The sequence below is a fragment of the Microbacterium wangchenii genome (genome assembly GCF_004564355.1).
In the GTDB taxonomy this organism is placed as follows: domain Bacteria; phylum Actinomycetota; class Actinomycetes; order Actinomycetales; family Microbacteriaceae; genus Microbacterium; species Microbacterium wangchenii.
Map to the genome: position 1 here is coordinate 3,182,096 of NZ_CP038266.1, position 22,819 is coordinate 3,204,914.

General features: G+C 70.3%; 24 protein-coding genes. 9 read left to right on the top strand and 15 right to left on the bottom strand.

Annotated features, from left to right (window positions below):
• Positions 1–6 precede the first annotated feature (6 nt).
• Genes paaI through E4K62_RS15495 form a run of 4 tightly spaced genes read right to left on the bottom strand, consistent with a single transcriptional unit; the run spans position 7 to position 4,104 of the window.
• Positions 7–408, bottom strand: a complete 402-nt coding sequence (gene paaI, locus E4K62_RS15480) for a hydroxyphenylacetyl-CoA thioesterase PaaI (protein WP_135068993.1) — start codon at positions 406–408, stop codon at positions 7–9.
• The gene (gene paaZ, locus E4K62_RS15485) at positions 405–2,513 is read right to left on the bottom strand and encodes a phenylacetic acid degradation bifunctional protein PaaZ (protein ID WP_135068996.1); all 2,109 of its coding nucleotides are present in this window, start codon (positions 2,511–2,513) and stop codon (positions 405–407) included. The genes paaI and paaZ overlap by 4 nt, the downstream gene beginning before the upstream one ends.
• Entirely contained in the window at positions 2,510–3,370 is an 861-nt protein-coding gene (locus tag E4K62_RS15490; RefSeq protein ID WP_135068999.1) for a 3-hydroxyacyl-CoA dehydrogenase family protein, read from the bottom strand. The genes paaZ and E4K62_RS15490 overlap by 4 nt, the downstream gene beginning before the upstream one ends.
• Positions 3,367–4,104: an enoyl-CoA hydratase/isomerase family protein gene (locus E4K62_RS15495; protein WP_135069001.1), complete on the bottom strand. Its 738-nt coding sequence runs from the start codon at positions 4,102–4,104 to the stop codon at positions 3,367–3,369. Before E4K62_RS15495 ends, E4K62_RS15490 begins: the two co-directional genes overlap by 4 nt.
• A 153-nt stretch (positions 4,105–4,257) precedes the next feature.
• On the opposite strand from E4K62_RS15495, the gene E4K62_RS15500 reads away from it, so the two are divergent.
• Entirely contained in the window at positions 4,258–4,656 is a 399-nt protein-coding gene (locus E4K62_RS15500) for a PaaI family thioesterase (protein WP_135069004.1), read from the top strand.
• Positions 4,657–4,771: 115 nt separating this feature from the next.
• Positions 4,772–6,091 carry an MFS transporter gene (locus tag E4K62_RS15505; protein WP_135069007.1) on the top strand — a complete coding sequence of 440 codons (1,320 nt, stop codon included), beginning with the start codon at positions 4,772–4,774 and terminating at the stop codon, positions 6,089–6,091.
• Positions 6,092–6,095: 4 nt separating this feature from the next.
• Here E4K62_RS15505 and E4K62_RS15510 read toward each other — a convergent pair whose 3' ends face one another.
• Positions 6,096–6,716, bottom strand: coding sequence for a TetR/AcrR family transcriptional regulator (locus E4K62_RS15510; protein WP_135069010.1), 621 nt, complete (start codon positions 6,714–6,716; stop codon positions 6,096–6,098).
• A gap of 37 nt (positions 6,717–6,753) precedes the next feature.
• Positions 6,754–7,632: an SMP-30/gluconolactonase/LRE family protein gene (locus E4K62_RS15515; protein WP_135069013.1), complete on the bottom strand. Its 879-nt coding sequence runs from the start codon at positions 7,630–7,632 to the stop codon at positions 6,754–6,756.
• Positions 7,633–7,848: 216 nt separating this feature from the next.
• Here E4K62_RS15515 and E4K62_RS15520 point away from each other — a divergent pair, with 216 nt between their 5' ends.
• Positions 7,849–9,297 carry an HNH endonuclease signature motif containing protein gene (locus E4K62_RS15520; protein WP_135069017.1) on the top strand — a complete coding sequence of 483 codons (1,449 nt, stop codon included), beginning with the start codon at positions 7,849–7,851 and terminating at the stop codon, positions 9,295–9,297.
• Between the two features lie 68 nt (positions 9,298–9,365).
• Here the strand turns inward: E4K62_RS15520 and E4K62_RS15525 are convergent, their stop codons facing one another.
• The 5 genes from E4K62_RS15525 to E4K62_RS15545 all read right to left on the bottom strand — a co-directional run bounded on the left by E4K62_RS15525 (position 9,366) and on the right by E4K62_RS15545 (position 12,508).
• Positions 9,366–9,944 (bottom strand): DUF3618 domain-containing protein, encoded by a 579-nt coding sequence (locus tag E4K62_RS15525; RefSeq protein ID WP_135069020.1) that lies wholly within the window; start codon positions 9,942–9,944, stop codon positions 9,366–9,368.
• The gene (locus tag E4K62_RS15530; RefSeq protein ID WP_135069023.1) at positions 9,941–10,354 is read right to left on the bottom strand and encodes a phage holin family protein; all 414 of its coding nucleotides are present in this window, start codon (positions 10,352–10,354) and stop codon (positions 9,941–9,943) included. Before E4K62_RS15530 ends, E4K62_RS15525 begins: the two co-directional genes overlap by 4 nt.
• Positions 10,332–11,081 carry a hypothetical protein gene (locus E4K62_RS15535; protein ID WP_135069027.1) on the bottom strand — a complete coding sequence of 250 codons (750 nt, stop codon included), beginning with the start codon at positions 11,079–11,081 and terminating at the stop codon, positions 10,332–10,334. Before E4K62_RS15535 ends, E4K62_RS15530 begins: the two co-directional genes overlap by 23 nt.
• A gap of 210 nt (positions 11,082–11,291) precedes the next feature.
• Positions 11,292–11,462, bottom strand: coding sequence for a CsbD family protein (locus tag E4K62_RS15540; RefSeq protein WP_135069030.1), 171 nt, complete (start codon positions 11,460–11,462; stop codon positions 11,292–11,294).
• Positions 11,463–11,587: 125 nt separating this feature from the next.
• Positions 11,588–12,508: an alpha/beta fold hydrolase gene (locus E4K62_RS15545; RefSeq protein ID WP_135069033.1), complete on the bottom strand. Its 921-nt coding sequence runs from the start codon at positions 12,506–12,508 to the stop codon at positions 11,588–11,590.
• Positions 12,509–12,706: 198 nt separating this feature from the next.
• Here E4K62_RS15545 and E4K62_RS15550 point away from each other — a divergent pair, with 198 nt between their 5' ends.
• The 4 genes from E4K62_RS15550 to E4K62_RS15565 all read left to right on the top strand — a co-directional run bounded on the left by E4K62_RS15550 (position 12,707) and on the right by E4K62_RS15565 (position 16,830).
• Positions 12,707–13,717 carry a redoxin family protein gene (locus E4K62_RS15550; RefSeq protein ID WP_240742718.1) on the top strand — a complete coding sequence of 337 codons (1,011 nt, stop codon included), beginning with the start codon at positions 12,707–12,709 and terminating at the stop codon, positions 13,715–13,717.
• 192 nt (positions 13,718–13,909) lie between these two features.
• Complete coding sequence (locus E4K62_RS15555) at positions 13,910–14,542, top strand: MEDS domain-containing protein (RefSeq protein ID WP_135069040.1); 633 nt, start codon at positions 13,910–13,912, stop codon at positions 14,540–14,542.
• Positions 14,529–15,479 (top strand): helix-turn-helix transcriptional regulator, encoded by a 951-nt coding sequence (locus E4K62_RS15560; protein WP_240742719.1) that lies wholly within the window; start codon positions 14,529–14,531, stop codon positions 15,477–15,479. Before E4K62_RS15555 ends, E4K62_RS15560 begins: the two co-directional genes overlap by 14 nt.
• Before the next feature lie 130 nt (positions 15,480–15,609).
• Positions 15,610–16,830, top strand: coding sequence for an epoxide hydrolase family protein (locus E4K62_RS15565; protein ID WP_187270475.1), 1,221 nt, complete (start codon positions 15,610–15,612; stop codon positions 16,828–16,830).
• A gap of 41 nt (positions 16,831–16,871) precedes the next feature.
• Here the strand turns inward: E4K62_RS15565 and E4K62_RS15570 are convergent, their stop codons facing one another.
• The 4 genes from E4K62_RS15570 to E4K62_RS15585 all read right to left on the bottom strand — a co-directional run bounded on the left by E4K62_RS15570 (position 16,872) and on the right by E4K62_RS15585 (position 19,757).
• Complete coding sequence (locus E4K62_RS15570; RefSeq protein WP_135069043.1) at positions 16,872–17,561, bottom strand: ABC transporter ATP-binding protein; 690 nt, start codon at positions 17,559–17,561, stop codon at positions 16,872–16,874.
• Positions 17,558–18,700 carry an ABC transporter permease gene (locus tag E4K62_RS15575; protein WP_135069046.1) on the bottom strand — a complete coding sequence of 381 codons (1,143 nt, stop codon included), beginning with the start codon at positions 18,698–18,700 and terminating at the stop codon, positions 17,558–17,560. The genes E4K62_RS15570 and E4K62_RS15575 overlap by 4 nt, the downstream gene beginning before the upstream one ends.
• Positions 18,701–18,796: 96 nt before the next feature.
• The gene (locus tag E4K62_RS15580) at positions 18,797–19,372 is read right to left on the bottom strand and encodes a TetR/AcrR family transcriptional regulator (RefSeq protein ID WP_135069048.1); all 576 of its coding nucleotides are present in this window, start codon (positions 19,370–19,372) and stop codon (positions 18,797–18,799) included.
• Positions 19,373–19,403: 31 nt separating this feature from the next.
• Positions 19,404–19,757 (bottom strand): hypothetical protein, encoded by a 354-nt coding sequence (locus E4K62_RS15585; protein ID WP_135069051.1) that lies wholly within the window; start codon positions 19,755–19,757, stop codon positions 19,404–19,406.
• 174 nt (positions 19,758–19,931) lie between these two features.
• On the opposite strand from E4K62_RS15585, the gene E4K62_RS15590 reads away from it, so the two are divergent.
• On the top strand, positions 19,932–21,449 hold the full coding sequence (locus E4K62_RS15590; RefSeq protein ID WP_135069054.1) for an FAD-dependent oxidoreductase: 1,518 nt from the start codon (positions 19,932–19,934) through the stop codon (positions 21,447–21,449).
• A gap of 42 nt (positions 21,450–21,491) precedes the next feature.
• The gene (locus E4K62_RS15595) at positions 21,492–22,727 is read left to right on the top strand and encodes an FAD-dependent monooxygenase (protein WP_167747811.1); all 1,236 of its coding nucleotides are present in this window, start codon (positions 21,492–21,494) and stop codon (positions 22,725–22,727) included.
• Positions 22,728–22,819 lie beyond the last annotated feature (92 nt).

Below are 22,819 nucleotides of genomic sequence, written 5' to 3' on the forward strand. Positions count from 1 at the left end.
GGGGGGTCACACGGGTCGGTTGGTGGTGAGGGAGCGGCCACGGAACTCCGCGACGGTGTCGCCGGCCTCATCCGCGACCGTGACGTCATAGATGCCGGTGCGGCCGCTGACCGTGCGCCGCACGGCGGTGGCGGTGAGGGTCTGACCGGCGGTGGTGGACTTCAGGAACGTGATGTCGGCGCCGGCGGCGACGGTCACCCGCTCGTCCTCGTTGCACGCGATGGCGAAGGCCGTGTCGGCGAGGGCGAACACGAACCCGCCGTGGGTGATCGCGAAGCCGTTGGTCATGTCCTCGCGCACCCGCATGCTCACCACCGCGACGCCCGGTTCATCGCGTTCGACGACCATCCCCAGCGACGCCGAGGCGCGGTCGTTCTGCATCATGGCGCGCAGTGCCGTGTCGCTCATCGGGCGCCGACCTCCTCGCGCACGGCGCCGGTGTCGACGCGTTCGCCCTCGGTCTTGGCCACGAGGGTCAGGACGTCGTACGAGGCCACCAGCTCGTCGTTCTGGTTGAGGATGACCGCATCCCAGCGCACCTCGCCGTAGTCGTCGGTCTCGCGAGGGGTGATCTGCTTGGCCGTGAGCACGACCCGGATCTCATCGCCGGGCGAGACCGGCGTGACGAAGCGGAGGTTCTCCAGGCCGTAGTTGGCGAGCACGGGACCGGGTTCGGGATCGACGAACAGCCCGGCCGCCCATGACACCAGCAGGTAGCCGTGGGCCACGCGCCCGGGGAAGAACGGATTGGCCGCGGCTGAGGCCTCGTCCATGTGCGCGTAGAAGGTGTCGCCGGTGAAGCGGGCGAAGGTCTCGATGTCGTCCAGGGTCACCGCACGCGAGGCCGACGCCACCTGGTCGCCGATGCGCAGCTCGCTAAGCGCCTTGCGGAAGGGGTGGCGGCCGCCGGCGGCGGATGCGGCGCCGGCGTGCCACACGCCGGTGAGCGCCGTCAGGGTCTCGGGGGAACCCTGGAGGGCGGTGCGCTGCATGTGGTGCAGCACGGCGCGGATGCCGCCGAGCTCCTCCCCGCCGCCGGCGCGCCCCGGCCCGCCGTGGACGAGGTGCGGCACGGGCGATCCGTGGCCGGTGGAGGTGCGCGCATTGTCGCGACTGAGGAAGAGGACCCGGCCGTTGTACGCGCCGATCCGGGTCATCAGCTCCCGCGCGACCTCGTCGTCGTGGGTCGCGACGCTCGTGACGAGAGACCCGCCACCCCGCGTGACGAGCTCGGCGGCCTCGGCCACCGTGCGGTAGGGCAGCACCGTGGCCACCGGCCCGAACGCCTCGATCTCATGCGCGGCGGGGGTCGCGGCATCGGCGAAGCCGATGACCATGGGCGAGAGGAACGCACCCTCCTCCGCGTGACCGACCGTGCCGTCGGCGCGCACGACCTCCGGCGCCTCCGTCGAACCCAGCAGGAGTTCTCCGCCGGCGTCGCGGAGGACCTCCACCTGACGCAGCACCTCGTCGCGCTGAGCGCGGGAGACCACCGGTCCCATCGTGACCGATTCGGCGTGCGGGTCGCCGATCACGACGCGCTCGTCGATCTTCGCCTTGAGCGCCCCGACGACGTCGGTCACCGCATCCGCCGGCACGATCGCCCGGCGGATCGCGGTGCACTTCTGTCCCGCCTTGGTCGTCAGCTCCACCAGCAGCTGCTTGACGTACGCATCGAATTCGGGCGTGCCCGCGGTGGCATCGGGACCCAGCACCGACGCGTTGATGGAGTCGGTCTCGCTCGTGAATCGCACGCGGCCCGACTGCACGTTGTCGTGGCGGCGCAGCCGGTCGGCGGTGGAGGCGCTGCCGGTGAACCCCACGATGTCGCCGAGTTCGAGGCGGTCCAGGAGGTCGGGCACGCTGCCGCTGACCAGCTGCAGCGACCCGGCCGGGAGGAGACCGGTGTCGACGAGGATGCGCACCCACGCCTCGGCCACGTAGGCCGTCGGCGTCGCGGGCTTGATCACGGAGGGCATTCCGGCGAGGAATGCGGGGGCGAACTTCTCCAGCGCCCCCCATGTGGGGAAGTTGAAGGCGTTGATCTGCACGGCCGCACCGGGAAGACGCGTGTACACGTGCCGGCCGAGGAAGGAGCCGTCCTTCGACAGCGACTCGACCGGGCCGTCGAGGTAGACCTTCGCGTTGGGCAGTTCGCGCCGCGCCTTGGAGGAGTACGTGAAGAGCACCCCGATCCCGCCGTCGATGTCGCTCAGCGAGTCGCGCACGGTGGAGCCGGAGTGGCGGGACAGCTCGTAGAGCTCCTCTTTGCGCTCCCCCAGCGCCAGCGCGAACTGCTTGAGCAGCATCGCGCGCTGATGGAAGGTCAGTTCGCCGAGGCTCGCCTGCCCCACGGTGCGCGCGTGGCCGAGCACCGCGTCCAGGTCGACGCCGCGCGCGCTGACGGTGGCGACCGCTTCACCCGTGGAGGCGTCGTGCACCGTCGTGGCGCCGGAGGCGTCGTCGGGGGTCCACCAGGCGTCGCGCAGATAGCTGGGCAGGATGGTGCTCATCGATCACTCCATTCGTAGAAGCCGCGGCCGCTCTTGCGGCCCAGATGTCCCCCCGCGACGAGGTCGCGCAGCAGCCGGGGCGGCGTGAACCGGTCGCCCAGCTGCGCGGAGAGCTCCTCCGCGATCCCCAGGCGCACGTCCAGGCCCACGAGATCCGTCGTGCGCAGCGGGCCGACCGGATGCCGGTAGCCCAGCTCCATCGCCGCGTCGATGTCGGCCGCCGAGGCGACGCCCTCCTCGAGCATCCGGATCGCTTCGAGGGCGAGGGCCACGCCCAGGCGGCTGGAGGCGAAGCCGGGCGAATCGCGGACCACGACGGCGCGCTTGCCGAGGGCGTCGACCCAGTCCACGGCGGCCGCGCCCACGGCCGGGTCGGTCGCGGCACCGAGGACGACCTCGACGAGGCCGGACGCGGGAACGGGGTTGAAGAAGTGGAGCCCGAGGAAGCGGCCCGGCCGCTCCAGCGACGCGGCGAGCCCGTCGATGGAGATCGACGACGTGTTCGAGGCGAGCACGCCCTCGGGCGGCAGTGCGGACTCGGCCCGCCGCAGGGCGTCGAGCTTGAGTGCGCTGTCCTCCGGCACCGCCTCGACCACCAGCCCGGCACCGGTGAAGGCGGCGAGGTCGGTGCCGGAGAAGATCAGGGCCTCGAGCTCGGCGAGGCCGCGGGAGGTGGCTCCGCGCTCGACCGACGTGCGCAGGCTCTCGCGGATGCGCCGGGTCGCCGCATCCGCCGACGGCTCGTCGCGTTCGACCACGGCCACGTGGGCGCCGGCCAGCGCGAACGCGTGGGCGATACCCGCCCCCATGCGGCCTCCGCCCAGCACCCCGACGTGTGAGGGGATCGGCGCGGTCATGCCCTGCCCCGTTCCAGGAACGCCGTCATGCGCCGCTCCTTCTCCGGGCTTTCGAACAGCTCGGCCTGCAGGTCGAGCTCGATCGCGGGGTGGGCCTCGCGCGGTGCGAGGAGGGCCCGCTTGGTGGAGCGGGTGGCGAGGGGATCGTTCGCAGCGATGCGGTCGGCGATCGCGTGCGCGGCCGGCAGGAGGGATTCGGCGGGATGAACGGCGTTCAGCAGTCCCCACAAGAGCGCCTCTTCGGCGTCGAGGATGCGTCCGGTCAGCAGCAGCTCCGTGGCTCTGGCCTCCCCCACGATCTGCGGCAGCCGCCACGTCGCCCCCGCGGCGGCGATGATACCCAGCCCCGTCTCGGGGTTGCCGATGCGTGCGGCGGGGCTCCCGAGACGGAGGTCGGCGGCGTAGGCCAGTTCCGCACCCCCGCCCAGCGCGTAGCCGTCGATCGCGGCGATCACCGGCATCGGCAGGTCGCGGATGCGCCGGAAGGCGAGCGTGTTGATTCCCGCTCGCGCGTCGTCGGCGCGCCGCGCACGGAGCTGGGCGATGTCGGCCCCCGAGGCGAAGACGCCGTCGGCGCCGGTGAGGATGAGCACGCGGGGCGCGGCCTCCAGCTCGGCGCACAGGACGTGCAGCCGGTCGATCATCGCCTGGTCGATCGCGTTGCGGACCTCCGGGCGGTTCAGCGTCGCCACGACGCGGTCGTCATGCCGCTCGATGAGGAGGGAGTCAGCCATCGATGCGCTCCACACCGCCGACGAGGAATCCCTCGGACATCGTCATCCTCTCGTGCGCCGTCGCAAGATCCACATCTTTGCAGACCGATCGTTCAGTAATAGTGTCAGAGGGCAGCCGGTTGGGCAAGGCGCCGACGGCGGAGAGAGGCAGCGATGACCGGCATACCCTGGCGGATCACCCCGGGCGACCTCGACGTCAAGCTCGGCATCGAGGTGCGCGAGCAGTCGCCCGAGCGCGTCGTGGCGACCATGCCGGTGGCGGGCAACACGCAGTCGCTCGGGCGCCTCCACGGCGGCGCCACGGCGGCCCTGGCCGAAGCCATCGGATCGTGGGCCGCGATGATACACGCCAGCACGCTGGGCAAGGTGTGCGTCGGAGTGGACCTCAACATCACGCACCACCGGGGCGCCCGCTCGGGCGTCGTCACCGGCACCGCGACGGCACTGCATCGCGGCCGGCGGATGGCCACGTACGACATCCGAGTGACCGGGGAGGATGGCGCACTCCTGGCCACCGCCCGGATCAGCAACCTCCTCGTCGACCCCGACTGACCCCCCATCGCCGGGACACTTCCCGCGCCGCGGTCACCTCCGCTATGTTGTGCTTTACTCACCGATCGGTCAGGAATCCCGCTCGGCCGGCCCCACCCGAACAATGGAGTTCACCATGGCGTCAACGACGCAAGACCGCACGCCCTCGGCTGCGGTGACCCGCGAGGAGCGCAAGGTCCTGGCCGGCACCCTCGTGGGCACATCCATCGAGTGGTACGACTTCTTCATCTACGCGCAGGCGGCAGGGCTCGTCCTCGCGCCACTGTTCCTCGCGCCGCTGGCCGCCTCGAATCCGGGGCTGGCGCAGGTGCTCTCGTTCGCCACGATCGGGATCTCCTTCCTCTTCCGCCCCCTGGGCGCCGTCGTCGCCGGACACCTCGGCGACCGCCTCGGCCGCAAGAAGATGCTCGTGCTCACGCTCATCATGATGGGCGCCTCGACCGCGCTGATCGGCGTGCTCCCCACGTATGCCGCGGCGGGCATCGTCGCCCCGATCCTGCTCATTCTGCTGCGCATCCTGCAGGGCTTCTCCGCCGGCGGCGAGTGGGGCGGCGCAGCTCTGCTGTCCGTCGAGCACGCGCCGGCCGGGCGGCGCGGATTCTTCGGCGCGTTCCCGCAGATCGGCGTGCCGATCGGCATGATCCTCGCGACCGCCACCCTGTGGATCCTGACCTCGTCGATGTCGGCGGAGGCGTTCCTGGAGTGGGGCTGGCGCATCCCGTTCCTCTTCTCGATCGTGCTCATCGCGATCGGCTACGTCATCCGGCGCGCGGTGGAGGAGAGCCCCGTCTTCGAGGACCTCATGCGCCGCCGCAAGGAGTCCTCGGCCCCGCTCGGGCAGCTGTTCCGCAAGAACTGGCGCGAGGTCGTCCTGACGGCCGTGGTCTTCATCGGCAACAACGCCGCGGGCTACCTGCTCATCGCCTTCTTCGCGACGTACGCCGTCGGCGTGCTGGGGATGGACCGCCCCACGGTGCTGCTGGCGACCACGCTGGCCTCCTTCGGCTGGCTCGGGTTCACGCTGTGGGGCGGGCGGGTCTCCGATCGCCTCGGACGCGTCCGCACGTTCCAGATCGGCTACCTCTTCCTCGCCCTGTGGGCGATACCGATGTGGTTCCTCATCGACACCGCGAACATCGTCTGGTACTTCGTCGCGCTGTTCGTGATGACGTTCGGCCTCGGCCTGTCCTACGGGCCGCAGGCGGCGCTGTACGCCGAGATGTTCCCGGCCAACGTCCGCTACTCCGGCGTCTCGATCGGCTACGCGCTCGGCGCCATCCTCGGCGGGGCGTTCGCGCCGATGATCGCCGAGGCGCTGTTCGGGGCGACGGGGATGTCGTGGACGATCGGCGCCTACATCGCCCTGGCCGCCGTCATCTCCCTCGTCGGGGTGTCGCTCATCAAGGAGCCGAAGGACATCGACCTGCACGCGTGACGCGTCAGTGGGGCGATTGGAGCCCGTCCAGCGCGACCGTCATGATGTCGTGCCCGAGGCGGTCTCCGTCGACCGGCCCGCCCGGGCGGTACCACTCCACGACGGAGTTGATCATGCCGAAGATGAGGCGGGCCACCACGGCCGCGTCGACGTCCGTCCGCACGTCGCCCTCGCGCTGGGCATCCGCGACCAGGCGCGTCACACGGTGGTCGAACAGACGCCGGCGCTCGAGCGCACTCTGCTCCACGGGGCTGTTGCCGCGCACCCGCAGCAGCAGGGTCACCGACGGCAACTGAGCCACCAGCACGTCGGTGGCGCTGCGGATCACATGGCGCAGCCGATCCGATGCCGGTCCCTCATGCGCACGCGGGTCGTCGAGCACCGCCTCGAGGCTGCTGAGGGCCCGGTCCAGCGCGACGGCGAGGAGCTCCTCCTTCGACGCGAAGTGGTGGTAGAGCGCGGATTTGGTCAGCCCCAGCCGCTGGGCCAGGTCGGCGACGGAGGTGGCGTCGTACCCCTGCTCGTTGAACAGCTGCACGGCGATCTCGAGCACGCGGTCGCGGTCGTATCCCGGCCGACCTCGCCGCGCGGGCACCGTCACGGCCGCGTCGGTGTCGGAGGTCATGCCGACAAGTCTCGCACTCCGAGCCGGCGGCGCGGCGTCAGGCCCGGCCGCGCACGGACGTGCGGATCGAGTAGAGGCTCGTGGTCGCCGTCAGGTACAGGACGTTGCGCTGTCGTCCCCCGAACTCCAGATTGGCGACCGGCTCGGGGACGGCGAGCTTCCACATCTCCACACCGTCGGTGTCGAAGCAGCTCACCCCGTCGGAGGTCGCCGCCCAGATGCGCCCGTGCACGTCGACGCGGATGCCGTCGAAGCCGAAGCTCCCCTCCACGACGGTGCGCCGCGACGACACGCCCGCCTCGTCGATCGAGAACGCGGCGATGCTCCCCTGTTCGCTGTCCACGACATACAGGGTGGATTCGTCGGGCGAGAACGCGAGCCCGTTGGGCTGCGTGAAATCGCCGGCGACCAGCTCGGGCTCGGGCATCCCCTCCGACCAGCGGTACAGACCGCGCACGTCGAGCTCGGGTTCGGCCGCGTGACCCTCGTACTCGTTGAGGCCGTAGGTGGGATCGGTGAACCAGATCTCCCCTGAGGAGGACGCGACGACGTCGTTGGGGCTGTTGAGCCGGCGCCCGGCGATGTGCGAGGCGATGACGGTCTCACGTCCGTCGTGCTCGCGGCGGACCACGGCGCGCTCGCCCTGCAGGCACGTGATGAGGCGGCCGATCCCGTCGTGCGTGCGGCCGTTGGCGAAGCGTGACGGCTGATCGAACACCGACACGTCCCCGGTCATCTCGTCCAGCCGCAGCGTCCGGTCGTTGGGGATGTCGCTGAAGAGCACGTATCTGCCCTGCACCGAATGGGATGGGCCCTCCAGCCACTTGCCGTCGGAGAAGTGCAGCGTGAGCGTCGTGTCGGTCTTGGTCTCCGCCATCCGTTCGTCCAGGACCGTGATCTCCGCCGGAACCGCCATTCCTGTCCTCCCGTTTCCCTGCCGCCCAGTGCGCGCTGCCGCGAGCCTAGTAGAGGGGTGGGGCGCGCAGGCCGCAGGCGGTCGACGTGCTCCATGGTGGGCGGCGATTGGACGCTCCGGTCCTCCCCACGGTGTCCGCGATTCGACTTATCCACCGGTTCTGCCGGTGCTCGTCGGGGCGGGCTCCATGTCGGTGGCCCTCGCTAGTTTGAGGGTATGGAAATCAGCTCCTGGCCTGGGGAAACCACCACGGCGGACGCCACCCGCATGCGGACGGGTCTCGCCGGGCTGCAGGACGCTGACGCGGCCGTCGCGAAGGCGCAGGCGCAGCGGATCCGTTCCCTTGCCGCCCTCGCCGAGGTGGCCACCGGGCAGGTCGCGCGGCTCTCGTCGCGGGACTCCCGGGAGCGGGAGATGCCGATGCGGTCCGTCGCTGCGGAGGTGGCGTTCGCCACGCAGGTGCATGACATGACCGCGCAACGAGAACTCGGCGACGCCCACACCCTCGTCACCCAGTTCGCCGCGACCGTCACCGCGCTGGAGGACGCCCGGATCTCCAAGAGACACGTCGACGTGATCCTGGAAGCCGGGCTGCCGATCGCCGATGACCAGGTCCGCGCGGCGTGGGAGGAAACCGTCCTGGAGTACGCCGCACGACAGGCGCCGGGACGGACGAAGGCCTACGCCCGGCAGCTGGCCGAGGCGGTCAACCCGGAGGGGATGACCGTCCGGCACGCGCGAGCGGCCGAGACCCGGGGCGTGTCGATCATCGACCTCGACGACGGGATGGCGCTGCTGCAGCTGCGGCTGCCCGCGGCGGTGGCGTACGGGATCCGCGACCGGCTCCGCCGGCAAGCCCGCGCCATCCGCGATGCCGCGAACACCGAACGCGCCCGCCGAGCCCACGAAGCCGCCGCCATGGACGGCGCCACCGAGTCAGGCAATGGTGCGCCGTCGCCCACGGATGGAAGCGAGCAGCTCACGGGTCAGACGCTCGACATCACGGTCGAGGGCACGGCGCCGGGCACCGAAGACGAGCCGGTCGTCGACGACACGCGCACCCTGGTCCAGATCGGCGCGGATGTCGCCGCCGACATGCTGCTCACCGGCGCCCCCGCGATCGACCCCACCACCGGAGAACACCTCCCCGGCGGGCTCGGCGCCATCCACGCCCAGATCCAGGTCGTCGTCCCCGTGCTCACCCTTCTCGGAAAGACGGATGCCGGTGCCAGCCTGCACGGGCAGATCCCCATCGACCCCGACACCGCCCGGCACCTCGCCGGCACCACACCCGGATGGGACCGGGTGTTGTGTCACCCGATCACCGGGACCGTGCTCGAAGTCGACCGATACACCCCCGGCACCGACCAACGCCGCTACCTGCAAGCCCGAGACCAGCACTGCCGCGGATTCGGATGCCGACAACCCGCGCACCGATGTCAGATCGACCACAACCACGAACACCACGACGGCGGACCCACCGCACTCAGCAACCTCGCCCACTTCTGCACCCGACACCACACGCTGAAAACCGAAACCGAATGGACCGTGCGGCAGTTACCGGATGGAACGGTGGAGTTCACCAGTCCCCTCGGCAACACCTACACCGACGAACCCCCACCACGGGTCATGTTCATCCCCGACGGAGACCCACCACCGTTCTGAGCCGGCCTCGCCACGGGCGCAGAAAGGGGATGCGGCGGTGCGCCCGCCGCATCCCCTGGCCGATCAGATCAGCTTCCGTCGCGGACGGTGTCCCGGGCCTCGCGGGCGCGCTCGGTGACGGTGTCAGCGGAGGAGGTCGCCTCCTCCTTGACCGTCGAGGCGGCTGACGTCGCAGAGTCCTTCACGGCGGCGGCGGCCTCCTGAGCGGGCTCCTTCAGGTGCTCGCCCATCTCCTTCACGGCGCCCGACGCCTGATCCACGAGCGGCTGCGCCTGCTCCTTGATCGTTCCGGCTGCGTCCTTCTCCCTCTGCGAAGCAGGGATGAGGGATGCCGCAACCAGGCCCACGCCGAAGGCGACCAGCCCGACGGCGAGGGGGTTGCCCTGCGCCTTGGACACCACGGTCTGGCCCGCGTCGGACACACTCGACATCGCGCTGGAGCCCGCACCCTGCACAGAGGAGCCGGCGTCGTCGGCTGCACCCATCACGCGGTCCCGCAACGATCCGAACCTTCCCTTGATCTTGTCGGTCTGCCGCTGGGCGATCTTGGACGGGGTGACCTTGTCGGCGAGAGCGTCGACGTCAAGGCCCAGCTCCTCACGCGTGCGGTCGATGTTGGCGCGGATTGCTTCCGGTGAATCACTCATCGGTTCTCCTCATTTCTCTTCACGGCGTCAGGGATGCGCTTGAGCGTGTCCACGGTTTGCGGCGCACCCTCGGCCTTCTTCAGTTGAGAGCGTCCGCTCAGGTACAGCACGAGGCCGATGACGCCCCACAGAACCGCGACGATCACGGCCGACCAGCCGAATCCCACCAGGTAGGCCAGCGCCCACCACAGTGCGACCGACAGGAAGAAGATCGCCATCATGGCTGCGTAGGCTGCGCCCCCGAGCATCCCGGCGCCCTTCCCGGCGCGGGTCGCGGACTGCCGGAGCTCGGCCTTCGCCAGCTCGAGCTCCTGACGCATGAGCGTCGACAGGTCGCTCGTGACCTCCCCGAGCAGTTCGCCGAGCGAGGTGGTCGCGGCCTTCTGCTCAGAGGGTGTCGGATCGGACATCCGTGCTCCCTCCGCCGTCACCGGGACCGTCGCCGGCTGCGCGGACCTGGTCATAGACCGGGGTTCCGGCGGGGACGCCCGCGCCGGGAGTGGCTCCGCCGATGACCGGCGGGACGGTGGTGACGTTCTCCGCTCCGATGGTCGCGGCCGGTGCCGCGTCCACCCGGGCCCCCTGAGACTGGGGCTGCTGCGGGGCGCTGCTCTTCTCATCCGAGGCCTGGTCGGCGAGCGCACGCGTGAGGCGTCCCGCGGCCAGACCTGCGAGGGCGGCGACGGCGATGAAGGTACCGGGCTTGCGGCGCGCGTAGCTCTTCACCTCGTCCAGCAGCGAGCCTGGGTCACGATCCGCGATCCAGGATGCGACGCCGTCGAGGCGCGTGGAGACCTGCGACACGATGTCGGTGGCGACGCCCGGGTTCTCGGAACGCTGCGCCATCGCACCCAGTTCGTCACCCACTGACCGCAGCCCCTCGGCCACGCGCTGCTGCTGCGTGGCAGCCTGGTCCCTCAGCTCGCGCTGGGTCTGCGCATACAGGTCCTTGACCTGGGTCTTCGCCTCGCCGGCGACGGACGCCGCCTCCGACTTGGCCGTCTCGACGACGTGACCGGCTTCTGCCTTGGCCGACCCGGCGACCTCGCCCGCTTCGCTCTTGGCCGTGTCCACCTTGCCCGACTGAGGCTCGGCGGTCGACGTGACGGCAGGCTCTCCTCCATACATATTCGACATGTCTTCCTCTCACTTCCGATCGGGGGATCGGGCTGGCTTACCGGTCTACGGGGGAAGCACTCTCTTGTCGCGCGGGTTGACGTGGCCTCTCCGGCGTGCATACAGCGAACGGGGCGCAAGCCTCCGACGCACGACGAGCGCCCCGGCGGCCGGAGAGTGCCGGCGCCGGGGCGCTGTACGACCGGATCACATCCCGGTCGGCGTGACGATTTACTTGAAGGCGTCCTTGACGTTCTCGCCGGCCTTCTTCAGGCTCGCGCGAGTCTGATCGCCCTTGCCCTCCGCTTCCAGCTTCTCGTCGTCGGTCGCCTTCCCGGTGCCCTCCTTGGCCTTACCGGAGAGGTCTTCGGCAGCATTCTTGATCTTGTCGTCGAGTCCCATGGTGGGCTCCTTCCATCTCGATCGTCGAGGCCGTGGCCTCCTGCCGCGAGAATACGGCGCGCTCCTGCGTGCGGAGGGGGGCTGGAATTCTCGCGCGAATGGGGTTATCGGGCGCTGCCCACCCCTCATCCGAGGCCGTCTCCGCGCGCCCAGGAAGCGACCTCGGCGATGGCAGCGGCGAACGGCCGCGGAGCCTCCTGCGGCACGTTGTGCCCCACGCCCGGGAGCATCCGGTGCCGGTACGCGCCGGTGAAACGGTCGGCGTAGGCCCGCCCGTCGGCGGCAGCACCGTCGAAGTCGCTGCTGATCGTGATCGCCGGCACGGGGATCTGCGGCCGGGCGGACAGCCTCGCCTCCACCGCGTCGTACTGTGCTTCCCCCTGCGCCAAGCCCAGACGCCACCGGTAGTTGTGGATGACGATGTCGACGTGATCCGGATTCTCGAACGAAGCGGCCGTGCGGGCGAACGTGTCGTCGTCGAAGGCCCACAACGGGGACGCTTGCCGCCAGATCAGTCGCGCGAACTCCCGGCGGTGCCGTTCGTACCCGCGCCTCCCGCGTTCGGTGGCGAAGTAGTACTGGTACCACCATCCGAGCTCGGCCTGCGGGGGGAGCGGCTGCTGATTGGCTTCGAGGTCGACCACGATGTAGCCGCTGACGGACACCAGTCCGGCACACCGCTCGGGCCACAGCGCGGCGAGGATCACCGCGGTGCGCGCCCCCCAGTCGAAGCCCGCCACGATGGCCGTGTCGATCCCGAGAGCATCCAGCAGACCGATCGCGTCGAGGGCGACGACCGACTGCTGACCGTTGCGGACGGTCTCCTCCGAACGAAACCGCGTGCCGCCGAACCCGCGCAGGAACGGGACGACGACGCGGTGACCCGCCGCGGCCAGCTGCGGGGCCACCTCGGCGAAGCTGTGAATGTCGTACGGCCATCCGTGCAGCAGGAGCACCGCCGGGCCGCTCGCGGGGCCGGCCTCGACGAATTCGATGCGCAGCGGACCGGCATCGACATGACGCAAGCGGCCCCAATCGACGTCCATGGTCGGCTCCCGTCATCAGGGCGGGCGCCCTTGCGGCATCCGCTGACACCCACCGTGCGCGGTGCGGAAGCCGATGGCGTCGGTGGAAACGCCCAACTCCCCCGCGCGGTGGCGGGCGGATGCGGACAATCCCCCAACTGCGCGCTCCACCGTTGACATCCCGCATCCACGCGCCGACATTCGATGCAGGAGGCCACGATGTCCACTCGCGCGAGCGCACCACCACCGGAGCAGGCGCCACCACCGGATCAGGGTCCAGCACGGTTGCCCTCGTTCGAGCGCGGCACCGGCTGGCTCGGCTCCGGCCCGTTGTCTCCTGCCACCCTGCAGGGGCGGGTGGTCCTGGTGGACTTCTGGACGTTCACGTGCGTGAACTGGCTCCGCACCTTCCCGTACCTGCGCGCATGGGAGGAGAAGTACCGCGACGCGGGTCTCACAGTGGTCGGCGTTCACACGCCGGAGTTCGACTTCGAGCACGACCCTGGCAACGTCGCGGCCGAATGCCGGCGTCTGGGCGTCGAGTATCCGGTACTGCTGGACGCGCGCTACGGGGTCTGGGAGGAGTTCGCCAACCACTACTGGCCCGCCGTCTACGTCGCCGACGCCACCGGACGCATCCGGTACCACCGCTTCGGAGAAGGCGAGTACGCAGCCACGGAGATGGTGATTCAGCGACTCCTGACCGATGCGGGAGGGGAGATCGGCGCCGACCTGGTGGAGGTGGCGCCGCAAGGGCTCGAAGTCGCCGCTGACTGGCGGACACTGCGGTCGCCGGAGACCTACCTCGGCTTCGACCGCAGCACCGGTTTCGTCTCGGAGGGGGTGGCCTCCTTCGGTCGGACCGGCCGCTTCGAGATCCCCGACCGCCTTCCCCTGAACGCGTGGGGACTCGACGGAGACTGGACGGTGTCGGCCGAGTGGGTGCGGCTGGATGGGCGGGCCGGCCGCCTGGCGATGCGCTTCGGCGCCCGTGACGTGAACCTGGTGATGCGCGCGGGCGGCGACGGGCCGATCCCGTTCCGGGTTCTGCTGGACGGCAGAGCCCCCGGCGAGGATGCCGGCACCGATCTCGGTCCGGACGGCCGGGGCGAGCTGGCCCGGCCGGGTACCTATCAACTGATCCGCAGGGCGGATACTCGCGGAGACGGCCTCTTCGAGATCGAGTTCTCCGCGCCCAGCGCCTACGGTTACTGCGTCACATTCGGGTGAGCGCTCCCGCTTCCCCGCATCGGGATCGCGGCCGCCCGGGGCGGCGGCAGACGCCGTTGTGCCGGGCGGAGGCGTGCGTTACTGTCCCGACAGCGGACCACGTTCTCGCCCGGACCTCCGTCCCGCAGGAGTGTTCGACCCGGCGCGAGGCTCCTCCCCATCACGGGTCCACCACGGCGGATCGAGCGATCGATGAACACACCCCCCAGCGGCGACGCGCCGCCCGTCACCTTCGCCGGCGGAGTGCTGGACAGATACCGGCACGTCTGCGCCTTCATCAACTCCGAGGACGAGGAGAGTGTCGTGCTCGACCCGTTCCTCGCCCAGAGCGTGGAGGCGGACGACCGGCTGCTCTTCCTCGTGGACGCCACTCGGGCAGGCGAGCCCATCAGGCGTCTGCGCCACCTCGGCTTCGACACCGCCGACCTGCTCGCCCGCCATCGATGCGAGGTGCGGACCTGGGCGGAGACCTACCTCCGCGGAGGCCGATTCGACCAGCAGGCGACGCTCGAACTGCTCCGCAGGCTCCTCGCCGGGACACCATCCCCACCGGTGCGGATGTGGGCAGACATGGGGTGGGCGGTCGGTCGGCCCGACATCGCCGAAAGCCTCATCGAGTTCGAGGCCAAAGCCAATTTCATCCACGCCCACCATCGCAACGTCGTCATCTGCACGTACGACACCGCGAAGTTCGACGGCGCCTTCATCGTGGACATCCTGCGGACGCACCCCATGGTGCTCCTGGCCGGCGTCCTGCAGGAGAACCCGTACTTCGTCGCGCCCTCGGAGTTCCTGCAGGAACGAGGCGCGCGTGCCGACCGCTGAGGCGACCGGACGCGGAGGCGCCGGGTCCCCGGACGGCCGCGACTCGCGCAGATGGCTGCGCGATATGGCGGCACTGTTCGCGCTTCCCGCGATGTGGATGGACCAGACGCCCGCCGAGATCGGCGCCGGTCTGCTGAGCGTTCTCACCGGCATGCTGGACGTGCGCGCAGCCTTCGTGCGGTTCGACGGAGCGGGAGCGGACGCGCCCGTCATCGCCTGGCGCCCTGAGGACCCGCAGATCGCGCCCGAGCTCACCGCCGCGCACGAATCTCAGGCGGCAGCGGCAGCGGGAATCACGACGACGGCCGTCGAGGTGCGCGGCGCGATCCTCCGCGTCACGCGAGTGCCCCTCACGCTGCCCTGGGAGAGCGCGGTCGTCCTGGTCTCCTCCGATCGACCCGATTTCCCCACGCCCGCCGAAACGCACGTGCTGCGGGTGGCGGTCGGACAGGCCGTGATCGCCTTCCACACCGCCCGGCGACTCGCACTCGAACAGCGCGCCCGGCGTGCCGCGGAGACGGCGCTTCAGCGCCGGGACGCGCTCGTGCACTCACTGACCCACGACATCGAACCCGCCCTGGCGTCTCTGTCGCACCGGATGCGGGACGCGCTGCACGAACTCTCGCGGACGGAGTCCACGCCACCTCGCAAGACCGCCGACATCACGGCGGAGGAGGTCGCCGCGGACCGGAACGCCGCGATCGTGCAGCCGCCGGCCGCGCTCACCCGGCGCGAGGCGGAGGTGCTCGGCCTGCTCGCGCAGGGCCTGAGCAACAAGGAGATCGCGGGTGTGCTGTGGCTGAGCGATCGCACCGTGGAGCGGCACATCACGAGCCTCTACCGGAAGATCGGGGTCGCCAGGCGCAGCGAGGCGACGGCGTTCGCCCTGCGCCATCCCGCTCCCCCGTCGGCGGAGGGGGACGCCGCCCACGGTTGAGGGGTTCTCCCCAACACCGCCGGAGCGGCCCCACAGGTTGGGGAGTCCTCCGGACGAGGTACGGCCGACGGTGCGGAATCGTCGATCACGACGTCATCCACGACGCCGCAGCATCGAAAGGACCCGTCCCATGACCATGACAGAAGCCGCATCCGCGGTCGAGACCACCGGTGAGAACCACGCCATCCGTCCCTTCCGGTTCGACGCGCCCCGTCGAGAACTGCACAACCTGCGCCGCCGCATCCATGACACGCGATGGCCCGAGCGCGAGACCGTGGTCGACGCCTCGCAGGGCGTGCAGTTGGACGTCGTGAAAGCGCTCGCGGAGTACTGGGAGGACGAGCACGACTGGCGTGACGTGCAAGCGCGCCTGAATGCGCTGCCGCAGTTCACCACGAGCATCGACGGTCTGGACATCCACTTCATCCACGTGCGATCGTCCTCGCCCGGCGCGCTCCCGATGATCGTCACGCACGGGTGGCCGGGCTCCATCATCGAGCAGATGAAGATCATCGGCCCGCTCACCGATCCGACGGCGCACGAGGCGGCGGCATCCGACGCCTTCGACCTGGTCATCCCGTCGCTGCCCGGACACGGGTTCTCCGGCAAGCCGCGGGAGACCGGTTGGGACCCCATCCGCATCGCGCGGGCATGGATCGAACTCATGCGACGTCTGGGCTATGACCGATATGTCGCGCAGGGGGGCGACTGGGGCAATGCCGTCACGGAGCAGATGGCGCTTCTGCAGCCCGAGGGGCTGATCGGGATCCACACGAACATGCCCGCCACGATCCCCGCCGCCATCGCCGACGCCCTCGCGAGCGGAGCGGACATGCCCGCGGGACTGTCGGAGGACGAGCGGACCGCCTGGGATCAGCTGTCGTTCTTCTACGCACACGGCCTCGGCTACGCGCAGGAGATGGCCAACCGGCCGCAGACGCTGTACGGGATCGCCGACTCGCCCGTGGGCCTTGCCGCATGGATGCTCGATCACGACGCTCGCAGCTACGACCTGATCGCGCGGGTCTTCGCCGGCCAGTCCGAGGGCCTGACCCGCGACGACGTCCTGGACAACATCACGCTCTACTGGCTCACCGAGACCGCCGTGTCATCCGCACGGCTGTACTGGGAGAGCAAGCTGGCGTTCTTCGCTCCCAAGGGCGTCACACTGCCGGTCGCGGTGAGCGTGTTCCCGGATGAGATCTATGCCGCCCCGCGCAGCTGGACCGAACAGGCGTATCCGAACCTCATCCACTACAACCGGCTGGATCGCGGAGGGCACTTCGCGGCATGGGAGCAGCCCGCGCTGTTCGCCCAGGAGATGCGTGACGCGTTCAGATCACTGCGCTGAGCCGCCGCGTGTGGACGCGGCGGCTCAGGAATCGGTGACGACTAGCCGGCCGTGACAGGCACGCCGAGCCGCCCGTCCACCATCTCCAGCACGCGGTCGCAGTGCTCCAGAACGTCGCGGTCGTGCGTGACCATGACGACGGCGACATCGGAGGCGTGCGCGCGGTCGGCCAGCAGCTCGACCACTTCGTGGCTGCGGCGGCGGTCGAGCGCCGCCGTGGGCTCGTCGACGAGGAGCAGCGAGGGGTCGTTCACCAGAGCCCGGGCGATGCCCACGCGCTGACGCTCGCCACCGGAGAGCTGACCGGGACGATGCCCGGCGCGGTGCGCCATCCCCACCGAGGAAAGCAGCCCGGCCGGATCGACCTTCCGGTTGCCGGCGAGCCGCCCGGCGAGGCGCAGCTGGTCGGCTGCCGTGAGGGAGGGCAGGAGGTTCCCCGACTGGAAGACGAAGCCGATGTTGCGAAGGCGGAAGCGGGTGGCGGCGCTCTTGGAGAGAGTCCCGAGCTCGGTGCCGTGCACTCGGACGACACCCCGGTCGGGACGTGCCAGCGCGCCGGCGACGGCGAGCAGGGACGACTTGCCCGACCCGGAGGGACCGACGATGGCGACGAACTCGCCGGGCATGACGGTGAACGACACGTCGTCCAAGGCGCGCACGCGGGAATCGCCGTCGCCGAGTTCGAGGACTGCGCCCGAGACATCCAGGGCGGGTGTGGTTGCGGAATTCATCGCTGACCTCCCAGGGCGCGAAGCGGGTCGATTCGGGTGATGCGGAGCACGGCGATCGCCGCGCCCGACAGGCCCAGGCCGATGGTGAGTGCGGAGGCGACGGCGATGGGTGCGAGCTCGAGGTCGAACGGCATGGCATCCGGCATCGCCGCGCCCATCCCGACGCCCGCCGCGACCCCCAGCGCCGTGAAGCCGACCAGGAGGATGGCGGCCTGCACGAGGCTGTCGCGCAGCAGATAGCCGCTGGATGCTCCGGTGGCCCGCAGCACGGCGAGGTCGTGGCTGCGCTGGATGGTCCAGACCGTGAAGAACGCACCGACGACCAGGGCGCAGATCGCGTAGAGGAAGACCTGGATCATGCTCAGCGTGAGCGTCTCGGCTTCGTACCCCGGCGACGCGTTGAACGACTCCGTCAGGGTCATCGTCGTGGTGGCGGCCGTCTCATCGATGCCGGCGAAATCGGGCGCGACATCGTGCTGGGCGAGGAGGGCCACGACACTGGCGAACGGGAAGTCGAGCGCGTCGAGCTGCGCAGCGGTCGGGGCGCCGGGCTCCGCCATCCCCGCGGCCATGAGGCGCCACGTGTCGATCGGCAGGTAGGCGACGTCCACGTGACCGAAGGTCGCCTGCCCCTCGGTGAAACCGACGACGGTCAGTTCGACGTCCAGCCGGTCCAGGGTGACCACGGTCCCGATGTCGATGCCCTCCTCACGGAGGGGCTCCGACACGATGATGCCGTCCACCCGGCCGAGTGGATCGCCGGCCGAGACCGGCGGAGACAGGAAGCCCCGCGGTTCGACACCGAAGAGGGTGAGGTCGATCTGGGTGTCGTCGTCGGTCACGCCGTTGACGATGTTGACGCCCATCGGCTCCGCCTCGGCGATGCCGTCCGCGTCCTGCCAGACCGACAGCTGCTCGTCGTCGACGACCGATCGACTGAACGCGTTGTCTTTCATGGTGCCCTCATCGAAGGCGAAAGCAGTGGCGGGCATGGCCTTCAGGCCGGAGACGCCGTCGTTCACAAGCCCCGAGGAGAGTCCGGACAGGAGGACGACGAGAACGGAGATGAGAGCGATCACGATGCCCATGAGGGCGAAGCGACCGCGAGCGAACCGCAGTTCGCGCAGAGCGAGGAACATGAGATCTTTTCCGTCAAAGGTTTACCGACAGACTGTCGGAATCATACCGGCAGTCTGTCACCAAAACCTCCCACGGCAAAATCGCCGGACGCCGGGTCAGCCGGTGAGACCTCGCGTGAGGAGCCCGAAGACGTCGCGTGCCACCTCACGGTGATCGGTCCCATGCGAGATCAACTGGATCCCCGCACCGAGCACTCCCTGGGCGAGCACGGCCGCAGAAGGCGGGTTCGGCACATCGAGATGGTCCAGCACGCGGACCAGCGGTCGCATGAGGGCATCATGCAGGGCCATGAGATCGTCGAACCGGCTCGGGCTGAGATTCGCATCCCGCAGCGCGCCCGCGATGGCGTGCTTGCCATCCGCGGTCATGGCCATCGTGGCGTCCACGAAAGCGCGGAGTTCGTCGAGGCCCGGCTCGACCCCGGCCAGCGCGTCGTCGATCTCCGCATCCCACCGCTCGATCGCGTCGATCGCGATCGCGACGAGCAGGTCATCGAGCGAGGGGAAGTAGTCGTAGAAGCTCGACCGCGACATCCCCGCACGCTCGCACACACTGCGCGGCGATACACCAGCGAGCCCGGACTCGGCCAGGAGGGCCTCCCCGGCACGGACGAGGGCCGCGCGCTGCGCTGCCCGGTGCTCGGCGACGGTGGGTGCGGAGATCTTCGGCATCTCGCAATTATGCTCGCCGCGCGCGCATGGTCTACTTCCAGACGGTCGCGAGAACGACGTTGAGCACGGTGAGCCCACCGATCGCCGGCAGCACCCACGTCGCGACGGCCTCGCGCTTGCGGTGGATCAGAGCGATCACGATGATCGCCACGAGGACAGCGAGCTTCACGCTGATCTTGACGTTGTTCACCTCGTTGCCCAGCGGATACTGGAGCCCCACCAGCACAACGCCGGTGACGAGCATGGTCCACGCGCCGTGCATCATCGCGGGCAGCACGCGGGCCTTGCCCTGGCGCATCGCGGCGATCTGGTACAGCACACCGCCGAGCAGAGCGGCGACACCGATGATGTGCAGGGCCAGGACGACGTTCTTGAGGATCTCCATACGTTCCAGCTTACCGACATCCTGTCGGCTAATTTGCCGAGCGGCGGATCGCGACGCGGTTCCGTTCGGCACCGTCGCGACGCAGGATGGCAGTCCGTAGGGGGTGCGGCGGAGCAAACCGTCGGCTACGGTCGCGGCATCCGAAAGCACACCCGTGCGCGAGAGGAGACCCGGATGGATCCGGAGGTCTTGGTCGTGGGCGCCGGCCCCACGGGACTCACGACCGCCCTGGAACTGGCACGCCGCGGCATCGGCGTCCGGATCATCGACCGGGCGGCGACTCCCAACACCCAGACACGAGCGCTGGGGGTGCAGGCCCGCACGCTGGAGCTGTTCGCCCGGACCGGCGTCACGGACGAGCTCCTCGCACGTGGGCTCCGGGCCGACCGGTTCAACGTCTTCAGCGAGGGCCGCCGCATCCTCCGTGCGGATTTCAGCGGACTGCCGACGGAGTACCCCTTCCTGTTGATGGTGCCGCAGAACGAGGTCGAAGACGTCCTCATGGCCGACCTCGCGCGGTTCGGGGTGACGGTCGAGCGCGAGGTGGAGCTCACCGCTCTCACCCCGAGCATCGATGGCGTCACCGCCACGGTGACCTACGGCGAGCGCCCCGCCGACGCGCGGACCTACCCGTGGATCATCGGCGCCGACGGCGCGCACAGCACCGTCCGCTCGCTGCTGGGCGTCGGATTCCTCGGCAGCGCGTTCGACGAGCACTTCGCCGTCGCCGATCTCCGTGTGGACTGGGACCGGCCGCCGACGGAGTTCTTCGCCTTCCTGAACCGGGGACGGTTCGCCGCGTTCTTCCCCATGCTCGGCGGCTGGCACCGCGTCGCGATCGCCCGGCCCGCCGGCGAGGAGGGATGGGAGCGCGGCAGCGTCCCCACCGAGGATCTGCAGGCCGCCGTGGACACGATCGTGCCGGGTCGCCCGCAGATCCTGGAGGTGCGCGAGTCCGGGCGGTTCCGCATCAATCAGCGCCGTGCCGCCGCGCACCGCTCCGGCCGCGTGTTCCTCGCGGGCGACGCGGCGCACATCCATTCCGTGATCGGCGCGCAGGGCATGAACACCGGCATCCAGGACGCGTTCAACCTCGCGTGGAAGCTCGCCGACGTCATCCACGGGGACGCGCACGCCGGGCTGCTGGACAGCTACGAGGCCGAACGCGCCCCCGTCGCGGCCCGACTGGTGAAGGGCACGCGGGCCGTGACGCGGATGACGCTGCTGCGCAATCCGATCGCGCTGGCCGCCCGGCGCACCGTCGCGCCCAGGATCCTCGGCCGTCCGCATACGCAGCGCGCCCTCACGCGTGCCGTCTCCCAGCTCGACGTCTCCTACCACGACGCCCGGGGCGCCGCACCGGCCGGCCGCGCGGCCGTCGGAGATCGCGCACCGGATGCGGAAGCGGGCGGTCGCCGCCTCCACGAGCTGCTGGACCCGGTCGGCTTCACGCTGCTGGAGTTCGGGACCGACACGGCAGCCACGACCGACCTCGCCCTCCCCGGCTCCGCGGCGATCGTGCGGGTGCCGGATGCATCGGCGGCCTCCGCGGCGTACGGCATCACCGGCCCCACCCTCGTGCTCGTGCGCCCCGACGGATACATCGCCGCGCGCGGCGGGGCGGAGGAGATCCGCCGGTATGCGACATCGCCCGCCCGGATCGTCGACGCGAGCAGCCGGGGCATGCAGTGAAGAACGTCCCCTCGGCGGAACCGATGCGAAAGGAGCATGCCCATGCCCGGTGACACGACCGTGCTGATCTCGGGAGCGGGGGTGGCCGGACCGGTGCTGGCCTACTGGCTCGCCCACCACGGGTTCGCCCCCACCGTGGTCGAACGGTCGACGTCGATCCGCCGGTCCGGCGGGCACGCGGTCGACCTGTGGGGCTCGGCGGTGGACGTCGTGGAGCGGATGGGGATCCTGCCCAGCATCGAGGCGGCACGGACCGGCAACACAGCCGCGTCGCTGATCCGCCCGGGCAAGCCGCCCGTGCACATGCAGGTCGGAGACCTCACCACGCCCCTCACGGAGCGATCGGTGGAGATCCCGCGCGATGACCTGACGTGGCTGCTCAACGACGCGGCCGGCCGGAACGCCGAGTACATCCTCGGCGACTCGATCGCCGCGATCGAGGAAGACCCCGACGGCGTCACCGCGACTTTCGAGTCCGGGTCGCAACGCCGGTTCGACCTGGTGGTCGGCGCCGACGGCCTGCACTCGCGCGTGCGGCGACTGGCATTCGGGGACGAATCGCAGTTCCGCCGCTACCTCGGCGGGTACATCGCCATCTGCTCCGTCCCCGATTTCCTCGGTCTGGAGGACCGCATCTTCAACTACCGCGATGTGGACCGCACCGTCGTGATGTACCCGGTGCGACAGACCGGCGACGCGCGCGCCGTCTTCATGTTCCGCCGCGCGGAGGAGTTCGAGTACGACCACCGGGACATGAGCCGGCAGAAGCGCCTGCTGCGCGCGGCCTACGCCACGAGCGGGTGGGAGGTGCCGAGACTGCTCGACTACGTCAGTCGCAGCGACACCCTCTACTTCGACTCGATCAGCCAGATCCGGATGGATGCGTACACGCGGGGCCGCATCGCACTCGTCGGCGACGCCGGCTATGCGCCCGGCTCCGGCGTCGGCGGTGGGACCACCCTGGCCACCACGGCCGCCTACATCCTCGCCCGGGAGCTCGCGGCGGCCGACGGCGACCACCGCGTCGCGTACGAGCGGTACGCCCGGGCACTGCGCGATGTCATCCCGAAGACGCGCGCCATCGGGCCGGCGCTGGTGGCCTCGCTCATCCCCCGCTCGCGTCTCGAGCTCGCCCTGGGGACGCAGGTCGCCCGCCTGCTCCCCCGCCTCCCCCGGCGCCTCCGGCAGGCGGTCCCCCTGCTTCCCCGGCCCGCGGCCGAGGGTCTTCGGGCGATGGCGGCGCTCCCCCTGGCGGACGAGATGCCGCAGAAGACCTGACCGGGATTGCACGGCGCCGGCGGATGCGGGCGTCAGCCTCCAGGATGACCCCCGGCGGCAGACCTCATTCCTGCGAGCGACGACGCGGGCGC